This is a genomic window from Nocardiopsis sp. NPDC055824 (genome assembly GCF_053616335.1).
The window spans coordinates 1-18980 of record NZ_JBSHDN010000127.1 but is presented as its reverse complement, the minus strand read 5'-3'; the positions used below and the strand labels follow the sequence as shown (position 1 = coordinate 18980).

18 protein-coding genes are annotated in these 18980 nt (G+C 73.5%); 7 read left to right on the top strand and 11 right to left on the bottom strand.

Annotated features, from left to right (window positions below):
- Window positions 1–31: 31 nt before the first annotated feature.
- From ACWGL3_RS22165 to acs, 5 genes are all read right to left on the bottom strand, one after another.
- A complete protein-coding gene (locus ACWGL3_RS22165) occupies window positions 32–2488 on the bottom strand; it encodes a sodium-translocating pyrophosphatase (protein WP_267947478.1) in 2457 nt (818 codons plus the stop codon).
- 544 nt (window positions 2489–3032) lie between these two features.
- A complete protein-coding gene (locus ACWGL3_RS22160) occupies window positions 3033–3554 on the bottom strand; it encodes a DUF309 domain-containing protein (RefSeq protein WP_267947477.1) in 522 nt (173 codons plus the stop codon).
- A 7-nt stretch (window positions 3555–3561) separates the two neighbouring features.
- Entirely contained in the window at window positions 3562–4503 is a 942-nt protein-coding gene (locus ACWGL3_RS22155) for an alpha/beta fold hydrolase (protein ID WP_267947476.1), read from the bottom strand.
- A gap of 9 nt (window positions 4504–4512) precedes the next feature.
- Window positions 4513–5010 (bottom strand): phage holin family protein, encoded by a 498-nt coding sequence (locus ACWGL3_RS22150; protein WP_267947475.1) that lies wholly within the window; start codon window positions 5008–5010, stop codon window positions 4513–4515.
- A gap of 254 nt (window positions 5011–5264) precedes the next feature.
- Window positions 5265–7235, bottom strand: a complete 1971-nt coding sequence (gene acs / locus ACWGL3_RS22145; protein WP_267947474.1) for an acetate--CoA ligase — start codon at window positions 7233–7235, stop codon at window positions 5265–5267.
- Between the two features lie 208 nt (window positions 7236–7443).
- Between acs and ACWGL3_RS22140 the strand changes: the two genes are divergently transcribed.
- The 5 genes from ACWGL3_RS22140 (at window position 7444) to ACWGL3_RS22120 (ending at window position 12917) form a co-directional block, all read left to right on the top strand.
- Window positions 7444–8256, top strand: a complete 813-nt coding sequence (locus ACWGL3_RS22140; protein ID WP_267947473.1) for a Fic family protein — start codon at window positions 7444–7446, stop codon at window positions 8254–8256.
- An 866-nt stretch (window positions 8257–9122) separates the two neighbouring features.
- Window positions 9123–10250: a septum site-determining protein Ssd gene (ssd, locus tag ACWGL3_RS22135; RefSeq protein WP_267947472.1), complete on the top strand. Its 1128-nt coding sequence runs from the start codon at window positions 9123–9125 to the stop codon at window positions 10248–10250.
- Complete coding sequence (locus ACWGL3_RS22130) at window positions 10247–11401, top strand: TadA family conjugal transfer-associated ATPase (protein ID WP_267947471.1); 1155 nt, start codon at window positions 10247–10249, stop codon at window positions 11399–11401. The genes ssd and ACWGL3_RS22130 overlap by 4 nt, the downstream gene beginning before the upstream one ends.
- Window positions 11386–12072: a type II secretion system F family protein gene (locus tag ACWGL3_RS22125; protein ID WP_267947470.1), complete on the top strand. Its 687-nt coding sequence runs from the start codon at window positions 11386–11388 to the stop codon at window positions 12070–12072. Before ACWGL3_RS22130 ends, ACWGL3_RS22125 begins: the two co-directional genes overlap by 16 nt.
- A 122-nt stretch (window positions 12073–12194) precedes the next feature.
- A complete protein-coding gene (locus ACWGL3_RS22120) occupies window positions 12195–12917 on the top strand; it encodes a type II secretion system F family protein (RefSeq protein ID WP_267950207.1) in 723 nt (240 codons plus the stop codon).
- 172 nt (window positions 12918–13089) lie between these two features.
- Here ACWGL3_RS22120 and ACWGL3_RS22115 read toward each other — a convergent pair whose 3' ends face one another.
- The 6 genes from ACWGL3_RS22115 to ACWGL3_RS22090 all read right to left on the bottom strand — a co-directional run bounded on the left by ACWGL3_RS22115 (window position 13090) and on the right by ACWGL3_RS22090 (window position 17748).
- Window positions 13090–13527: a hypothetical protein gene (locus ACWGL3_RS22115; protein WP_267947469.1), complete on the bottom strand. Its 438-nt coding sequence runs from the start codon at window positions 13525–13527 to the stop codon at window positions 13090–13092.
- 160 nt (window positions 13528–13687) lie between these two features.
- Window positions 13688–14140, bottom strand: a complete 453-nt coding sequence (locus ACWGL3_RS22110; RefSeq protein ID WP_267947468.1) for a hypothetical protein — start codon at window positions 14138–14140, stop codon at window positions 13688–13690.
- A complete protein-coding gene (locus ACWGL3_RS22105; RefSeq protein WP_267947467.1) occupies window positions 14137–14499 on the bottom strand; it encodes an Rv3654c family TadE-like protein in 363 nt (120 codons plus the stop codon). The genes ACWGL3_RS22110 and ACWGL3_RS22105 overlap by 4 nt, the downstream gene beginning before the upstream one ends.
- A gap of 4 nt (window positions 14500–14503) precedes the next feature.
- Window positions 14504–14857 (bottom strand): TadE family type IV pilus minor pilin, encoded by a 354-nt coding sequence (locus ACWGL3_RS22100; protein WP_267947466.1) that lies wholly within the window; start codon window positions 14855–14857, stop codon window positions 14504–14506.
- Window positions 14835–15032: a DUF4244 domain-containing protein gene (locus ACWGL3_RS22095; RefSeq protein WP_267947465.1), complete on the bottom strand. Its 198-nt coding sequence runs from the start codon at window positions 15030–15032 to the stop codon at window positions 14835–14837. The genes ACWGL3_RS22100 and ACWGL3_RS22095 overlap by 23 nt, the downstream gene beginning before the upstream one ends.
- A gap of 403 nt (window positions 15033–15435) precedes the next feature.
- The gene (locus tag ACWGL3_RS22090; protein ID WP_267947464.1) at window positions 15436–17748 is read right to left on the bottom strand and encodes a DEAD/DEAH box helicase; all 2313 of its coding nucleotides are present in this window, start codon (window positions 17746–17748) and stop codon (window positions 15436–15438) included.
- Between the two features lie 234 nt (window positions 17749–17982).
- Here ACWGL3_RS22090 and ACWGL3_RS22085 point away from each other — a divergent pair, with 234 nt between their 5' ends.
- Window positions 17983–18330 carry an STAS domain-containing protein gene (locus tag ACWGL3_RS22085; RefSeq protein WP_159944311.1) on the top strand — a complete coding sequence of 116 codons (348 nt, stop codon included), beginning with the start codon at window positions 17983–17985 and terminating at the stop codon, window positions 18328–18330.
- 13 nt (window positions 18331–18343) lie between these two features.
- Window positions 18344–18892, top strand: coding sequence for an ATP-binding protein (locus ACWGL3_RS22080; RefSeq protein ID WP_267947463.1), 549 nt, complete (start codon window positions 18344–18346; stop codon window positions 18890–18892).
- Window positions 18893–18980 lie beyond the last annotated feature (88 nt).

Below are 18980 nucleotides of genomic sequence, written 5' to 3'. Positions count from 1 at the left end.
GTTCCCGGGCGGCCGCCATCTGGGGATCGCGCTACTTGCCGTCTCCGGCGTGCGCCTCCTCCCTGCGGTCGGACTCCTTCTGGTCCGTCCCCTCGTCCTGTGCGGCTCCCTCCGTCGCCGGGGCCCCCTCTCCCGGAGCCGGGGCGCCGCCCCCGGCCTCGGGGGCATCCTTGGGGGCGGACTGCCCGCCCAGCTCCGCGAGCTGCGTCTCGGTCCCGGAGCCGCGGCTCTTGGACCAGAGGATCGCGCCGACGAGCACGCCCACGGCGAGCACGGTCACCACGGTCCGGAGGACCACGTTGTCCGCGTAGATCACCACGCTGGGCGCCACGATCAGCGCGACGAGGTTCATGACCTTGAGCAGGGGGTTGATGGCCGGCCCCGCGGTGTCCTTGAACGGGTCGCCGACGGTGTCCCCGATGATCGTGGCCTCGTGGGCGGCCGAGCCCTTGCCGCCGTGGTGGCCGTCCTCGACGAGCTTCTTGGCGTTGTCCCAGGCCCCGCCGGAGTTGGACAGGAAGACGGCCATGAGCACGCCCGCGGCGATGGCGCCGCCGAGGAACGCGCCCAGGGGGGCGTAGCCGAAGGCGAACCCGACCGCGATCGGCGCCAGGACCGCGAGGAGGCCAGGGGTGACCAGTTCGCGCAGGGAGTCCTTGGTGCAGATGTCGACCACCCGCGCGTACTCCGGCAGCTCGGTGCCGTCCATGATCCCGGGGCGCGTGCGGAACTGGTCGCGCACCTCCATGACGACGCGGCCGGCGGCGCGGCCGACCGCCATGATGGCCAGGCCGGAGAAGAAGAACACCACGCTGGCGCCGATGATGACGCCGACGAGCACGTCCGGCTGGTCGATGGAGAGCGAGAACGCCTGCTCGCCTTCGCCGAGCTGCTCCTGGACGGAGGTGCGGAAGGCGCCGAACAGGGCGGTGGCGGCCAGCACGGCCGTCGCGATCGCGATGCCCTTGGTGATCGCCTTGGTCGTGTTGCCGACGGCGTCGAGCCCGGTGAGGATCTCGGCGCCCCTGCCCTCCACGTCGCCGGACATCTCGGCTATGCCCTGGGCGTTGTCGGAGACCGGGCCGAAGGTGTCCATCGCGACGATGATGCCGACGGTGGTGAGGAGCCCGGTGCCGGCGAGGGCGACGGCGAACAGGCTCAGCGTGATGGAGCCGCCGCCGAGGAGGAACGCCGCGTACACGGCCCCGGCGATGAGCAGGGCGGAGTAGACGGCGGACTCCAGGCCGACGGAGATGCCGGAGAGGATGACGGTGGCCGCGCCGGTCTCGGAGCTCGCACCGATGTCCCGGACGGGGCGCTTGTCGGTCTCGGTGAAGTAGCCGGTGAGCAGCTGGATGGCTGCGGCGAGCACCAGGCCGATGAGGACCGCGGCGATCGCGACGAACCTCGGGTCGGGGGCGGTGCCCGCGGCCTCGATCTCGGCGAGGACCTGCGGACTGACCCCGGACAGCTCCTCGAAGCTGCCGGGCAGGTACCAGAGGGAGGTGCCGACGACGAGCAGGGCGGAGATGCCCGCGGAGATGAAGAAGCCGCGGTTGATCGCGGTCATCGCCGACCGGTCCCGCGCTCGGGGGGCGACCAGGAAGATGCCGATGATCGCCGTGATGACGCCGATCATGGGGACGAGGAGCGGGAACACCAGGCCCTCGGTGCCGAACGCCACCCGGCCGAGGATCAGCGAGGCGACGAGCACGACGGCGTAGGACTCGAAGAGGTCGGCGGCCATGCCGGCGCAGTCGCCGACGTTGTCGCCCACGTTGTCGGCGATGGTGGCGGCGTTGCGGGGGTCGTCCTCGGGGATGCCCTGCTCGACCTTGCCGACGAGGTCGGCGCCGACGTCGGCGGCCTTGGTGAAGATCCCGCCGCCGACACGCATGAACATGGCCAGGAGGGCGGCGCCGAAGCCGAAGCCCTCCAGGACGATGGGGGCGTCGCCCCGGTAGAGCACGACGACGAGGGCCGCGCCGAACAGGCCGAGGCCGACGGTGATCATGCCGGCCACGCCGCCGGTGCGGAAGGCGATCCGCATGGCCCTGTGGTTGGACGCCTCGTCGCCGCCGCGGGCCGCCGCCGCGACCCGTACGTTGCCGCGCACGGCCAGCCACATGCCGATGAAGCCGGTGGCGGACGACAGCACGGCGCCCAGGGCGAAGAAGACCGACCGGCCGATCCGGATGTCCCACGAGTCGGCGGGCAGCAGGAGGAGCAGCAGCGGGATGACGACGACGAAGACCGCGAGGGTGCGGAACTGTCGTGTCAGGTACGCGCTCGCGCCCTCCTGCACTGCGAGCGCGATGTTGCGCATCCGCTCGGTGCCCTGTTCCGCGGCGAGGACCTCACGTACCAGCATCCCCGCGACGGCGAGGGCCAGAAGCGCCACCACCATGACGATGATGACGAGTGTGAAGTCGGTGCCTGCCAGCGATAGGGCCGTGCCGCTTGGCGCGGCGAGGTTGAGCCCAGACAATCCGTCCTCCTTGAGACGGGCACGACCTTTTCGGCCCCGTCCATGGGAAACGCGGGGGAACGGTTCGCCGCGTGGACGCCGGACCAGCGCGCCGCCGTGGACGTACCGCCGTCCGGAAGGAGCCTGAGCTGGCCCGACAGCACGCTTGGCGGGGTCGAAGCGGTGCCACCTTTGGTTGTGGTGCACACCGTCCGCGCTGCTCGCTCACGGGCGGTGATCCGGGGATTCTACGCACGATCCCGAATAAAGGTGAGTGTCGTTTCGCGATTTCCCCAAGACAAACCAAAGATGTGATCTTACGGTGATCCCAGAAGCGGGATAATTTTCCTTATCGGGGATTTTCGTCTTGAATAACATCGCATAATGCATTAATGCTATGTTAACGCTAAAACACACATAAAGGAATGAAACGGGAATCAGCCTCATCAGCCACACTGGTATCCCCAGCCACGAGAGAACATGGTTCTCCCCTGGAGGGCCTCCGTGCCGTCGTGCGCTGTCCGGGGCGGCGCGGTCCCGGGCCGCAGCCTCCGGCGCCGCCCGCCTACTCCCCGAGCAGGCGCATCCCCGCCGGGTCGATCGCGTCGCCCCGCTCCGCCCGGCCGGCGTCCAGGTCGTCCGCCAGCCCCCGGGCGAAGGCCGCCACGCCGGCCGTGTCCACCCCGTGCGGGGCGTCCGGACCGAACCCCTCCACCCGGTCCGCGCCCCGCCTCAGCAGGCGCGCGGCGCCGACGCCGTTCCCGCGCTGGGCGTGGGTGACGCCCACGGCCACCTGGGCGAGGCCCCGCCACAGCTCCCTCTCGGGCTCGGGCGAGGACTTCCACACGGCTTCGAGAACCTCGTGGGCGGTGAAGGCGTACCCTCCGTCGAGCAGCCGCTGGGCCTCCGACAGGCCTTCGGCCGCGGAGAACACGGCGTCGTCGGGCACCCGGTCGACCTCGCCCGCGCTCCCGTGCGGCAGCGGCCGCCCGTAGCGGTCGCGGGGACGCTGGTTCTGCGCGCGCCCGGTCTCGTCGCGGTCCCGGCCGGACCTCTCCCGGCCCTCCGACGCGGATTCCGTCGCCATCACTGCCTCACCGCCGTTCCCCGTCGCCCTTCCGGGCTCCGTCGACCTGTCCGCCGCCGAGCCGCCCCAGCCACCCCACGAGCTCGCGGGAGACCTCCTCCGGGCGTTCCTCGTGCGGGAAGTGTCCCGCACCCGGGATCGGCGCCCAGCGGTGGGCCCCCGCGACGGCGCGACGGGAGGCGCGGGCCGCCTCGGGCGGGCACACCGGGTCGAGCTCGCCGTGGAGCTGGAGGACGGGGACGCGGACGGGCGACCGCATGCGCGCGTTGTAGCGGAGCCCGTCCGGGCGCCACCGCGAGCGGAAGATCCAGCGGTGGTACTCCAGGGAGCAGTGGGAGACCTTCGGGATGGCGAAGGCCTGCCGGTAGGCCTCCTCGGCCTCGGCGCCGGGCCAACCGGGGGCCGACCACTCGCGCAGGAGGTCGCCCACGCGGACGCACCCGTCGGCCAGGAGCCTGTGCTCCGGAAGGATCGGCACCTGCGCCCGGAGCATGTGCCGGACACCGGGTCCGCCCGAGGCGACGATCCGCGCGGTGCGCAGCGGGTGCGGGGCGGAGACCGCCGCCAGGGCGCGTACCGCGCCGGGGTGGTAGGCCGTCATCGTCCAGCCGACGAGCCCGCCCACCCCGTGTCCCACCACCGCGGCGTCCTCGTACCCCAGGGCCCGCACCAGGCCGGCGGCGTCCTGGGCGAGGGTCACGAGGTCGTAGCCGCGGGGGGTCTTGTCACTGGCCCCGTAGCCGCGCATGTCGACGGCGACGGCGCGGAACCCGGCCTCGGCGAGCGGTCCCAGCTGGTGCCGCCACGCCCACCAGAACTGGGGGAAGCCGTGCAGGAGGAGCACGAGGGGGCCCTCACCGGCCTCCGCCACGTGGAAGCGCGCGCCCGCGGCCTTGACGGTCCGGTGCGTCCACGGGCCGTCGAGGTAGGCGGCGGAGTCGTCCAACACCGTGTGCGGCTAGCGCGGCGCCGCCGCGGTGGCCCCGGCCGTGTCGGCGCCCCCGGCGGTGTCGAGGTCGTCACCGGTCCTGGGCGGCCGGATCTCGCCGCGCAGGATGCCGGCGAGGCGGGAGGTGGTCAGCGCGGTGCGCTGGAGGCCCTGGCGCTTGCGGAAGTTGACGAGGCCGTACAGCCCGAAGACCACCGCGAGGAGCAGGTAGAACAGCGTGACGATGCCGAGGCACGCCCAGGCCGGGAGCGCGAACAGCTCGTAGAGCGCGAAGGCGATGGTCACCGAGAGCAGGATGACGAAGATGTGGGCCAGGACCGCGACGACCGCGAACCCGGCGACGCCCTTGCCGATCCTGGCCGCGTCGGCCTTGGCCTCCAGCTTGGCGAGCTGGATCTCCAGCCGCACCAGCCGGGAGAGGTTGTCGGTGGCGTCGGAGACCAGCGCGCCGATGGAACGGTCGGTGCCGGCGGCGTCGGGCTCGCCGGTACCCGGCTTGTCCACCATCGTGGGGGTTCCCTTCTCTCGGTCCGAACACGCGGATGATCCTCCGCATCCTCGCACATGCCCCGCCACCCATGTCCCTCACGGCACGCACAACGGCAGAGGTCCGTTTCGTCACGGGGGTGAGTGCGCGCCCGGCCGCGCGGCCGGGCAGTGCGACCGGAAGGCGGCGGCGCCCCGGCCCTCGTCCGGGCCGGGGCGCCGCGTCCGCCGGAGCGCCTCGCCGCAGGTCCTGTGACGGGCCTGCGGCACGTGTCCTAGTCGTCCCCGCGGGCGGACGGCAGCTGCTTGGCGATCACGTCCATGATGGAGGAGTCGGTCAGCGTCGAGGTGTCGCCGACCGCCCGCTCCTCGGCGATGTCGCGCAGGAGCCGCCGCATGATCTTGCCGGAGCGCGTCTTGGGCAGCTCCGGCACCGCCAGGAGCCGGGCGGGCTTGGCGATCGGGCCGAGCGAGGTGCCGACGTGGTTGCGGAGTTCCTTGACCAGCTCCTCCGGAACCTCCTCGCCCCCGTCGCGGAGGATCACGAAGCCCACGATCGCCTGGCCGGTGACCTTGTCCGCGGCGCCGACGACGGCGGCCTCGGCCACCCTCGGGTGGGAGACGAGCGCCGACTCGACCTCGGTGGTGGAGATGTTGTGGCCGGAGACGAGCATGACGTCGTCCACGCGGCCCAGCAGCCACAGGTCGCCGTCCTCGTCCTTCTTCGCACCGTCGCCGGGGAAGTACAGGCCCTCGAAGCGCGACCAGTAGGTGTCCTCGTAGCGCTGGGGGTCGCCCCAGATGCCGCGGAGCATCGCCGGCCACGGCTCACGGATGACGATGAAGCCGCCGTCACCGTCGGGAACGGACCGGCCCGCCTCGTCCACCACGTCGGCCACGATGCCGGGAAGGGCGCGCATGGCCGCGCCGGGCTTGCCGGAGGTCACGCCGGGCAGGGGGCTGACCATGATGGCGCCGGTCTCGGTCTGCCACCAGGTGTCCACGACCGGGGTGCGGTTGCCCCCGATGTTCTCCCGGTACCAGATGTAGGCCTCGGGGTTGATGGGCTCGCCCACCGAGCCGATGACGCGCAGGCTGGACAGGTCGAATTCGGCGGGGATGTCGTCGCCCCACTTCATGAAGGTGCGGATCGCCGTGGGCGCCATGTAGGCGATGGTGACCCCGTACTTCTGGATGATCTCCCAGAAGCGGCCCCGGTGCGGCGTGTCGGGGGTGCCCTCGTACAGCACGGTGGTCGCGGCGTTGGCGAGCGGCCCGTACACGATGTAGGAGTGGCCGGTCACCCACCCGATGTCGGCGGCGCACCAGTAGACGTCGGTCTCGGCCTTGAGGTCGAACACCGCCCAGTGGGTGTAGGCCGCCTGGGTGAGGTAGCCGCCCGTGGTGTGGAGGATGCCCTTCGGCTTCGCCGTGGTGCCGCTGGTGTACATGATGTACAGCGGGTCCTCGGCGTCGTGCGCCTCCGGGGTGTGCTCGGTGCTCTGGGACTCCACGGCGTCGTGCCACCACACGTCGCGGTCGGTCCACTCGACGTCCTGGCCGGTGCGGCGGACGACGAGGACGTTCTCCACGGCGGGCCGGTCGGCGACCGCGGCGTCCACGGCGGGCTTGAGGGCGCTGGCCTTGCCGCGCCGGTAGCCGCCGTCCGCGGTCACGACCAGCTTGGCCCGGCTGTCGTCCAGCCGCTGGCCGAGCGCGTCCACGGAGAAGCCGCCGAAGACGACCATGTGGACGGCCCCGATGCGGGCGCAGGCGAGCATCGCGACGACGGTCTCGGGGATCATCGGCATGTAGATGGCGACGCGGTCGCCCTTGCCGACCCCGAGGCCGGTCATCGCGTTGGCCGCCTGGGAGACCATGTCCTTCAGCTCCGCGTAGGTGATGCTGCGGGTGTCGCCCGGCTCGCCCTCCCAGTGGTAGGCGACCCGCTCGCCCAGCCCGTTGGCGACATGGCGGTCCACGCAGTTGACGGAGGCGTTGAGCTTGCCCCCGACGAACCACTTGGCGTAGGGCGGGTCCCAGTCCAGGACGGTGTCCCAGGGGTGTTCCCACTGCAACCGGCGGGCCTGCTCCTCCCAGAAGCCGAGACGGTCCTCGGCGGCCCGCTCGTAGGCCTCGGCCTTCACGTTGGCCTCGGCCGCGAGTTCGGGCGGCGGGGGGAAGCTGCGCGTCTCGTGGAGAAGGTTGGACAGTGTCTCCTGGCTCGGGGGAGTGCTGTCGGCCACTGTGATTCTCCTTACGTCGACTGGTTCACACCCAATTAATCATGCGGTCCATACCGCGTGAACAGCCGGGGTGCAGCGCGTCGCCGGGGACCGGCGGGCGAGCGGCGAACGGCCGGTGAACGGTCGCCGGTCAGCGACGAGCGGTCGGTGCGCTCCTACCCGCCGGGGAGGGGGCGGCCGGTGTTACCGGCGCGTAGTGTTGTTCTCCGTGAGCGAATCGACTTCTGCCTCCCCTTCCGACCCCCTGGCCCGCGTCGCGGCCCTGCCCGGTGTGAGCGACGCGGTCGCCGAGACGCGGACCCTGGTCGACCGGCTGCTGGGGCACCGCATCCTGCGACGTCGCAGCAGCGACGTGTCCATGGAGTCCGCACTGCGCGGCGCGTGCGCGTCGGCGGCGCTGGAGGGCGCCGAGGTCTCGATGGAGGAGATCCGCGAGGGGCACGTGTACGACACGCGCATCAAGGGGGCCCTGCGGGTGTCCGGCGAACTGGGGTCCCTCGTCGACACCTGGCCGAAGGCGCCGCGCCAGGCCCTCGCCCGTCTGCACACGCTCGCCGCGACCGAGGCGGTCTCCGAGGACGCCCTGGGGCGGCCCCGGCTGGCGGGGGAGCGCGTCGAGGACCCGCTCTCACTCGGTCCCGCCCCCGCGCCGGAGGCGGCGCTCGCCCGGCTGGAGGGCCTGTACGCGCTTCTGGGCGCGCGCACGTCCGTCCCGGCCCTGGTGACGTCGGCGCTGGTCCACGGCGAACTGATGGCGATCCGGCCGTTCGGGTGGGGCGACGGCCTGGTGGCGCGCGCGGCCGAGCGGCTGACCCTGGTCGAACGGGGCCTGGACCCGAAGTCGCTGGTGCCGTCCGAGCTGGGCCACCAGACCTTGCGGGACGAGTACGGACCGGCCCTGCGCGGCTACATGGGCGGCACCCCCGAGGGCGTCGCGGAATGGGTCGTCTACTGCTGCCGGGCGGTGCGGGCGGGGGCCCAGGACTCACTGGCGACCTGCGAGGCCCTCAAACGCGGGTGAGCCCCCGAAAAGGTTGAATCGTCGACCATTCCTTTATCAACCAACAGTGACACAATCGTTGTTGGCCACGGGCGATCCGGCCGGGCGCGCATTTCCGCGGGTCGCCCGGCGCGTCCGGACGAGCACGTGGAACGGCGCCCCGCGTGACTCTCGGGGCGCCGTCTGCGACACGTTCCACCGGGTTAGCAAGCGACCATTTCCATAGTCTGGCCAGGCAGTACATCCGGTTGTCCGACCTAGACGGGCCACACGCGGCCGGGTGGTGCGTGGGTTCCCGGGTGCCGTGTCGGGGTGGTTCTCAGCCACCGTCTGCTTTCTTTGTACTCCCGCCACCCCTCTGGGAAAAGGTGGTTGACCCGACTTTTCCGCCTGGATTCCCGAACCAATACGCGGCACCGCGTGGTAGCGTCTGTTCCGTCGTCGACCAGGGGTCCCGCCGTACCGGAAGAACCCCGCCGCGAAACCCGTCCCGGTTCCCCGGTGCCCGGTTTCCGGGAGGCGCCGACGACAAAGGTCTTTCGGCGGTCGTGGGAGCACGTCTCTCCACAGGCCCTTCCGGAGGACGGGCCCGGTCCTCCCCCCAGGGCCGGAACTCGCGTGGCGGCCTTCGCTCCCCCTGCGGAGGCGGACCCCGCGCCCGCTCCTCACCGCCTGCCGGGCGGGCATGCGTATTCGCCCCCGTGTACGCACCCCGCCCGCCAGGTGGGCCTCCTCCGCCCCGCCGTGGCACCCCCGCACGCCCCGCTCGGGGCTTCTGCGCTCCGCGCGCCGCCGACGGCGTTGTCCACAGCTCCGGACCGGGGCTTCTCACGAGCGCTCCGGTCGGGGAGGGTCGAAGAAAGACCCCACCCCCCCCGGAGAGTCCGATGGACACCCGTCCCCTGCCGCTGATCGCGACCGCCGACCCCCTCCTCCTCGACGACCTGCTCAGGCTGGCCACCGCCGCCGCCACCGAGGTCGCCGTCGCCCGCACCCCCGACCGGGCGCTGAGCCTGTGGCGGCACGCCCCGCTCGTGGTGGTGGGCGCCGAACTGCGCGCCTCCCTGCGCACCGCCGACCCTCCCCCGGGGCGCCACGTGTTCGTGTCGCGCACCGACGGGGGCGGGGACCCGCACGGCCGGGAGGGCCGCCCGTACGGTCAGGACCCGGCCCACGGAGGCGCAACGGCCACCGAAGGACCCGGCACGCTCCTCCTGCCCAGGGACGAGCCCGTGCTGGTGGACCTCCTCACCCGAGCGGCGTCGCCCACCTCCGCCCCGGCCCCCACCGTGTCGGTGATCGGAGGGCGCGGCGGAGCCGGTACCAGCCTCCTCGCGGTCGCCCTCGCCCTCGCGGGCGCCCGCGCCGACCGGGACACCGCCCTCCTCGACGCCGACCCCCTCGGATGCGGATCCGACCTCTACCTCGGCTGCGACGGCGCTCCGCCGCGCACGCCCGAGCGGCGCACCGGCTGGGGCGACCTCGTCCGGCGCCGCGGCCGCGTCCGCTGGCAGGACCTGCGGGCGGGGCTGCCCGGCACGCCCGGGGTCTCGGTGCTGACCTGGTCCCGCGAGCCGGGACCCGCCGCCCCTCTGCCCGTCGGCGCGGCCCGCTCCGCCCTGTCCAGCGCGCGGGACGGCGCCGACCTGGTGGTGGCCGACCTGCCGCGCTCGTTCGACCCCGCCACCGTCGTGTTCCTCAACCGCTCCGACCTCGTGCTCGTCGTGGTCCCGGCCGACGTGCCCTCGGTCGTGGCGGCGACCCGGGTGGTCTCCCGGCTGCGGGAGGAGGCCGCGGCCGTCCGGGTCGTGGTGCGCGGTGCCCGCGGCGACCTGAGCGCCGACGTGGTGGCGTCCACCCTCGGCCTCGACCTCGGCGCGGACCTGCCGCAGGAACCCAGGCTCGACCGGATCCTGGCGGCCGGAGACGTCCCCGCGCGCCACCCCAGGTCCCCCCTGGCCCGGTTCGCCGACCTCGTGGTGGCGTCCCTCCCGTTCCCGGAGCCCGTCCCGTGAGCCCGCTCGTGGAGGCGGTGCGCAACCGCCTCGTGGCTTCCGGGGCGCCGGTGAGCCCGGCCAACGTCGCGGCGGCACTGAGGGCCGAAGGAGGCCTGCTGGGCGACACCGAGGTGCTGTCCATGACCCGGCGGCTGGCGGCCGACCTGTCCGGGGCGGGGCCGCTGGAGGAGCTCATGTCCTCCTCCGGGGTCACCGACATCCTCGTCAACGGGCCCGACGAGGTGTGGGTGGACGACGGCGGCGGCCTGCGGCGGGCCGGGGTGCGGTTCGAGTCGGCGGACGCGGTCCGACGGCTGGCCCAGCGGCTGGCCGCGCAGGCGGGTCGGCGGCTGGACGCCGCCGTCCCCTACGTGGACGCCAGGCTCCCGAGCGGTGCCCGCCTGCACGCGGTGCTGCCCCCGGTGTCCCCCGCCGGCGCCTGCGTGTCCCTGCGCCTGCCGCCCCGGCGGGTGTTCTCCCTGGAACGCCTCACCGAACACGGCACTGTCACCGGTCGCGGCGCGGCCCTGCTGCGGGCGCTCGTGGCGTCCCGTGCGGCCTTCCTCGTGAGCGGCGGAACGGGTACCGGCAAGACCACGCTGCTGTCGAGCCTCCTGTCCCTCGTGGACCCGGGTGAGCGCCTCGTGCTCGCCGAGGACTCCCCCGAGCTCCGCCCCGACCACCCGCACGTGGTGCGGCTCCAGACCCGCCCGGCCAACATCGAGGGGAGCGGAGAGGTGTCCCTGGAGGTCCTGGTGCGGCAGGCCCTGCGGATGCGGCCCGACCGGCTGGTGGTGGGCGAGGCGCGCGGGCCGGAGATCGTGTCCCTGCTGGGAGCCCTCAACACCGGTCACGAAGGCGGCGCCGGCACCCTCCACGCCAACGGCGCCGGGGACGTCCCCGCCCGGGTGGAGGCGCTCGGCTGCGGTGCCGGGCTCGACCGGGCCGCGGTGCACAGCCAGCTGGCCGCCACCAGGGTCATGGTCGTGCACCTGGTCCGGGACGCCGGAACCCGTCGCCTCGCCGAACTCCGGGTGCTGCGCCGCGACCCGGCCGGGCTCGTGCACGCCGTGCCCGCGGTGTCGTTCGGCCGGGACGGCTCCTGCCGGGAGCACCCCGGGGCCGAGGAGGTGGCGGCCCGGCTGGGCGACGGGTGGCGACAGCGGTGACCGCGCTGGCGGTGTGCGCGGCGTGCGCGGGGCTCCTGGTCCTGCTGTTCGCGGTCCCGGCGCCTCAGCGCATCCGCCTGGGCGCCGTACTGGACCGACCGCGGCGCCCTGTGCGCGGGGAGTGCCCGCGGTCCCTGGTGCCCCGTCCCGGGAAGGCCTCCGAACGCCGGCGGGCCGTGGTCGTGCTGTGCCGGGTCCTGGCCGCCGAACTGCGTGCCGGGCAGCCCCCGCAGGAGGCGCTGCGGATCGCCGCCGCCGAGGCCGGACCGCTGGTGGGCGCGGTGGACGACGCGGAATCGCTGCGCCGCGAGGCCGCCCGTGATCCGGACCTGCGCGCGCTGGCCTACCTGGCCGTGTGCTGGGAGGTGGCGGCCGACACCGGCGCCGGGCCGGCCGAGGTGGTCGACGCACTGGCCGCCAACCTCACCGAACAGGAGGAGCAGCGGGCCGAGGCGGAGGCGCGGACGAGCGGTCCGCGCACGACCGCGATCGTCCTGACGTGCCTCCCGGTGGCCGGGGTGCTGATGTCCTCCGGCCTCGGCGGGTCGCCGTTGGAGTTCCTGTTCACGACACCGCTGGGGGTGGCCTGCCTGGTGTGCGGCGTGTTCCTCGACCTCCTGGGTTTCTGGTGGGCGCTGCGCATGCTGCGCTCCGCGACAGCTCCACCGTGACCGGGCGCGGAGAGGGGGAGGACGACCGCGACCGCCGGGGGCAGAGGCGGTGTGGGGGCCGGCTGAGGGGCGGGGCGGCCACGGCCCCGTACGGGAAACGGTGTGGAAGGGGAGTGGACGTGATGACGGTGGTGACCGCGGCGCTGTTCGGCGCCGCCGCCGCGTGGGTGGCGACGGGCCGGGGAGGCGCCCCGGGGACACGGCTGGCGGGCGCCGGGACGGAGGGCGGGCCGCCCCTCCGTACCGGTCTGCCTCTGCGGGCCCTGGCCCTGACGCTGGCGGGCGTGCTCGCGGTGGCCGCGTCGGCCACCCTGTTCGGCCCGGTCGGCGGCGTCGTCGCGGTCGGGGGGTGCGCCGTGCTGTGGGTGCGGGCCCGCCGTGCCGGGGAACGACCCGACCGGCTCCCGGTGACCTCCGACCTGCCCGTGGTGATCGGGCTCATCTCCTCGGGGATCCGCGCCGGGGCGACCCTGCCCGTCTGCCTCACGGCGGTCTCCGGGGCGGCGGGCGGAAGGCTGGGCGGGGAGCTGTCAGCGGTCGCCGAGCAGCTGCGGCTGGGGGCCGATCCGGCGTCGGCCTGGAGCCGCTCCTCCCTTCCCGCCCCGCTGACCGCGGCGGGAAGGGACCTGGCCCGGGCCGCCGACACCGGCGCGCCGGTCGCCGATCTCCTGGACCGCCACGTGGTCGACCTGCGGCGGGCCCTGCGCACCCGCGCGACAGCGCGGGTGGAGCGGTTGGGGGTGCTGGTGGTCGCTCCTCTGGGCCTGTGCTTCCTTCCCGCCTTCGTGCTGATCGGCATCGTCCCGATGGCCGCCGAGCTGCTCTCCCGGGCGCTGGGGGGCTGACTCTCCCCCGAGCGCGCTGCCGCCCCGGCAGGAGGCTCCCCCGGAAGCCCGGGACGGGCCCCCGGGACCGCGCGTCCGAGGACGGCGGCCGCACCGGCCCCCGCTCGGGTCACCCGGCCCGGCCCCTCGTCCGGCGCCCCGCCGGGCCCCGTGACGGTCCGCGGGCCCCACCTCAGGCCTCGTCCTCGCAGAGGCCGTCGATGATGTCGTCCAGGACGGACGCGCGGTCGGCCGTGGACATCAGCCGGAGTTCGCGGAGCGCGGGCACGGTGTCCACACTGCTCCCCCGTGCTCCCGCGACCGTGCACACCCTCATGCAGTGCTGGGTGGGCTCCCGCCAGAAGTCCCGTTCGTCGACGGGCGCGAGGCGGTACACCGTGGCCGGGTACCGGGGGGATCGGCCGGGCACACGCCACTGCTGCACACGCGCGAGCACGAAACCGGTGAGCAGCGAGTCGAAGACGCCCTCCGAGGCCAGGTCGGCCAGCGCCTCCCGGTCGCCCTCCCCGCGGCACTCCTCGCACCCGGCAAGCTCGGCCCGCAGGAGCCAGCGGGCGCGCGCGTGGCCCACCTCGGAGTTCTTGAGCCTGCTCGGGTGTCGGTGTCCCATACACCGGAGGGTACGAGGGTTCCGCACCCGCTGTGCGGGGGGTGTGCGCAGGTCGTCCGGGCGGGGGCGGCGGTGCGGGGCACACGCCCGGGCGGGACCCGAACCCAGGACCCGTCCGCGGGGTCCCGCCCGGGGCCGACCCGGACGGGACCCCGCGGTGTCAGTACTCCTCCCGGTCGAAGCGCCGCTGGCCGAGGTACGGGGTGGGGAAGCGGGGCCAGCCGACGGACAGGCGCATCGCCAGCACCGCGATGCCCAGCAGAACCAGGACCACGGTGGAGGTGTGTCCCACGGCACGCGCGAAGGTCGTGGCAGGGGGTGCGGCCTCCGCCGTGTAGTGGACGACGGGTTCGTGCACGGGCGGCGGAGCGGCCGCCGCCCGGCGGGCGGAACCGACCGAGGCCTCCGCCGGGCGGGCCCCGGCGGCGGGCGAGGGCGTGGGGCTCGCCGATGGGGAGGCGCAGGGGTCGGGGTCCTCGGCACCGCCGTCGCGCACGGCGGGTTCGGCTGGTTCGGCGGAGGCCGCGCAGGGCGGAGGGACGTGGTCGTCGGACTGGGGAGGAGCTCCCAGCAGGAGGGCGCACAGCAGTACGGAGACGGGGGCGGGGCTCATTCCACTTCCTCGCTGGAGACGGCTTCGTGGACCGGCCCGGCGCGGGCGCGCGCCAGGACGTCGCGGTCCGCCAGTGACGACGGAACCGAGACCACCACCTCTGCGGTGGAGCCGGTGATGACGCAGGATTCGAGGGAGGCCTCGTTGGCCTCTGCGGTGTCCCGGGCCTCCGCGCAGGCTCGTTCCGTGCCGTGGACGAGTCGGGCGGCGGCCGCGAGTGCGGCGAGATCGGCGGCGGTGGTGGCGCGGTCCCGGTCGAGTCGTGCCGCCGCCGTCACGAGGACGGCGAGGGTGACGAACCAGAGCAGGGCCCCCAGGCTCGCCCACCAGACGGTGGCTGAGCCGGAGTCGGAGTGCACGTGGTCAGCTCCCCGGTTCGAGGAGGACGGCGGCGCTGCCGTCCACCCCCAGGGGAGGCGCCAGTGGGCCGAGCCGCAGCTCGACCCGTACGGTGACGCGGGCTGTGTGCCCGTCATCGGCCAGGCCGACGTCCGCGCCCCGGGGCGCGGCGGTCAGCGCCAGGCTCCGGGCCCGGTCGTCGGGTTCGCCCCGGGCGAGGGCCCGCGCCCCCACCCGCGCGGCGTCCGCGCAGGCGAGCTGGGCCGAGGCGGCCTGGACGGCCCCGAAGGACACGGCCAGGACGAGCAGCAGGGAGGGCAGCGTGAGCGCCGCCTCCACGGTGACCGATCCGCGGTCAGAACCCCGAGCTGAGCGCATCGACCACGAGCGCGGTGAGGGCCTCCCTGACCTCACCGCTGGTGATGATGACGTAGAGGACGCCGGCGAACGCGGCGCCGATGACCGCGCACAGCGCGTACTCGGCGGTGGCCATCCCGTCGTCGCCTCCGGGCTGCGCGCTGCGAGCGGGTGGCGGGCCGGTGAGAGCGAACATGGAACCTCCCTGGTGAGGGGCGGACGGGGTGTCGGCGCCCGATTCCAGGTTCCGGTGGCGGAGTGCGGTCCCGAAAGCCCCTTTCCCAGCCTGTGGAAAACCCCGGGTGCCCCGCACCGGTTGCGGGAGCCCCATTCCCCGGCGCCCGGCCGCCCGTGGCCCCGCACCGGCTGCGGAAGCCCCGCTCCCCGCGGCCCGTGGCCCCGCACCGGCGGGCGGCGCACGGCCCCCCGCCTGTGGCGTGCCCCTCGCCCCGGCACGCGGGATCCGCGGGCTGTCGGCACGGCGCTCCCCGGTCCCGTCTCGGACGGGCCGGTCCTGCGACCCGGTCCCCGGACGGCACCGCGGAGAACCCGGCGCCCGCAGCCCGCGGACGGCCCGCACCTCCTCCGGAAGGCGGCTCTCAGGCGCCCTCCGCGCCCGTGCCGCCGTCCCCTCCGAGGACCTCGTCGAGAAGCCTCAGCGCACCGGACTTGCTCAGGGGCTCGTTGCCGTTGCCGCACTTGGGCGACTGGATGCACGAGGGGCACCCGTGGTCGCACTCGCAGTCGGCGATCGCGGCCCGGGTCGCGGTGAGCCACTCGCGCGCCGCGGAGAAGCCCCGCTCGGCGAAGCCCGCGCCGCCCTCGTACCCGTCGTAGACGAACACCGTCAGCCTGCCCGTGTCGCCGTGGACGGCGGTGGACACCCCGCCGATGTCCGAGCGGTCGCAGGTCGCCAGCAGCGGGAGCATGCCGATCGCGGCGTGCTCGGCCGCGTGGGCGGCGCCCAGCAGGCCCACGTCCTCCTTGCGCAGCCGGGCCTCCCCCTCCGCGGGCAGGGTCCACCACACCGCGCGGGTGTGGAGCGTGCGCTCGGGGAGTTCGAGCGGCTGCTCCCCGAGAACGGAGCCGGTGCGCACGTCCCGCTTGAGGAAGCCCACCACCTGGCGGACCACCTCCACCTCGCCGAAGTACGCGGTCGCGCCGCTCGGCCACTCCTCCTGGCGCCGCACCGAGCGCACGGTGATGTCCGTGGTGTCGCGCGCCCAGGTGCTGTACGGCGGTTCGGCGCCGTGGACCAGTGCGACCCCCTCGTCCAGGTCGAGGTCGTCCACCAGGTACGTGGAGCCCTGGTGGAGGTACACCGCGCCCGGGTGCACGGTGCCGTGGGACGCGGCCTCGTCGATCTCGCCGAGGAGCTGCCCGCTCCCGGTGTCCACGATCTGCACGGGGGGACCGCCCGCCCCGCGGATATCGGCCAGGTCGCTGGCCCGTTCATTACTGGTCCAGAACCAGCCCCGTGGGCGCCTCCGCAAGAGTTTCCGCTCCACGAGATCGGCCAGGCGCTCCTCGGTGGTTTCTCCGAAGAGGGCGAAGTCGTCCTTCGTGATCGGTAGCTCCTGGGCGGCCGCACACAGGTGCGGACCCAGAATGTGGGGGTTTTCCGGGTCAAGGACGGTGGTCTCCACAGAGCGACCGAAAATCGCCTCCGGGTGGTGCGCGAGGTACGTGTCCAACGGGTCGTCCCGGGCGATGAACACCGCCAGGGCGTCGTCGCCGCGCCGCCCCGCCCGTCCCGCCTGCTGCCACAGGGACGCCAGGGTCCCCGGCCATCCGGCGATGAGGACGGCGTCGAGCCCGCTGATGTCCACGCCCAGTTCCAGGGCGTTGGTGCTCGCCAGCCCCAGGAGCTCCCCCGTCCTCAGGGCCTCCTCCAGCTCCCTCCGCTCCGAGGGCAGGTAGCCGCCCCGGTAGGCGGCAACCCGGGCGGCCAGGTCGTGGTCGCCCCGCTCCGACAGGAGCCGCTGAGCTGTCAGCGCGACCACCTCCGCGCCCTGCCGCGAACGCACGAACACGAGGGTCCGCACCCGGTCCCGCACCAGGTCGGCGAGCATCTCAGCGGCCTGGGACGGCGCCGTCCGCCTGATGGGCGCCCCCTGCTCCCCGGTCAGGTCGGTGAGCTCCGGCTCCACGAGGGCGACGGACAGCCCCGGACGCGGGGACCCGTCCTCGCTGACCGCGGTGACGGGCACGCCGGTCAGCCGGGTCGCGCTCTGCGCGGGGCTGCCGGAAGTGGCCGAGGCCAGCACGAACACCGGTTCCGACCGGTAGCGGGCGCAGATCCTGCGCAGCCGCCGCAGGATCTGGGCGACGTGCGAGCCGAAGACACCGCGGTACCGGTGTGCCTCGTCGACCACCACGTAGCGCAGCCTGCGCAGGAAGCGCGACCACGCCCCGTGGCGGGGGAGGATCCCGTGGTGCAGCATGTCCGGGTTGGTGAGCACGTAGTTGCCGTGCTCGCGTACCCAGGACCGCTCCTCGACGCTCGTGTCGCCGTCGTATACGGCCGCACGCATGCCCGCGAGACCCAGGTCCGATATCCACCGCAACTGGTCCTGGGCGAGCGCCTTGGTCGGGGAGAGGTAGAGCACGGTCCCGCCCGCGTCGACGGCGTCCACAGCGGGTATGAGGAAGCCGAGTGACTTCCCCGAGGCGGTACCCGTGGCTATGATCACATCACGGCCCGAGCGTGCGAGGTCGGCGGCTTCAACCTGGTGGGACCACGGTCGTGTGATCCCCAGCTCGGAGAGCCGTCCGACCAGGTGGGGCGCGGCCCATTCCGGCCACTCCCCGCCCACTCCCTCGTTGCGGGCCACATGCTCGATGTGGGTCACCTGCGGGTACCGGGTATCGTCACGCCACACACCGGGGAGCACGGGCTCCGATCGCCTCATCCGAGACCCCTCCTCACAGGCGCGTGTTCGGTAGTCATGACGCCCTCAGACGAAGGGTGTCGCACTGGGACATCGGTTTCAGTGTGACATCCGGGGGAAGAGTGGCGCGGTGTCACGGTTTTTCTGTGCATCACAGGAAGACGCACTCGACACCCGTGGTTGAATGCGTGCTGGTGGGGTAACGCCCGGCAGAGATCATTCGCGATTTTTTCGCGGTTCGGCGCTGGAGGACTAGTGGACTTGAAGCTTGATCATTACACCGAGGGCGACACCGAGATCGTCGTCGTTGAGGGTGAGATCGATGTCTATACCGCGCCCCGGCTCCGCGAGCTGCTGATCGACCTGGTCAACAAGGGCAACTTCCACCTCGTGGTCAACATGGAGAAGGTGGAGTTCCTGGACTCGACAGGCCTCGGTGTGCTTGTGGGCGGGCTCAAGCGCGTCCGGGCCCACGACGGGACCCTCGACCTGGTCTGCACCCAGGAGCGCATCCTGAAGATCTTCCGGATCACCGGTCTGACCAAGGTCTTCGGTATCCACGGCTCTGTTCAGGAAGCCATCGACAAGCGTTCCGCGAAGTAGCCCAGAGCGAGCGATGGCAACCATCACGCTCACGATCAGCGCGCTTCCCGCCCACGTGCGCACGGCGCGGCTCATGGCCGCGACCGTGGCACGGCGGGCGGGTATCGCCGCCTCAGCGATCGACGAGATCAGGCTGGCGGTCGGTGAGGCGTGTTCCCGGGCGGTGGCCGCACACAAGCTGCACTGCCCCACACAGCCGATCCTGCTCCAGCTGATCGACGGCAACGGGCCTGACCCGGGGTCGGACTCCCGCACCGACGCCACGAGCCCCGCCTTGCGCGCCAACGGGAGCGCGACACAACGTTTCGAGGTCGTCGTCTCCGACCGTGCCCCCGCGAAGGACACGGTGGAGACCGTCAACCCGTCCATGCTGGACGGGCTCTTCCTCGACGGTGAGGACACCCCTCCCGGCGGAATCTCCGGGTTCTCCCCCGGCCTCGGCCTGGCGGTCATCACCGGTCTCGCCGACGAGGTGAAGATCGACCCCAGCGACAGGGGCACCGTCGTGCGCATGAGCTGGCCGTTGACGAACGAGCACACGCCGGACCCCAGCTCCAACTAGGGCCGGTCCACAGACGTCCGAACGGGCGCCCTCCCCGCGGGGCGGGCGCCCGTTCGCGTGCGGGGGCGCGGGCGCCGGAGCGCGTGAC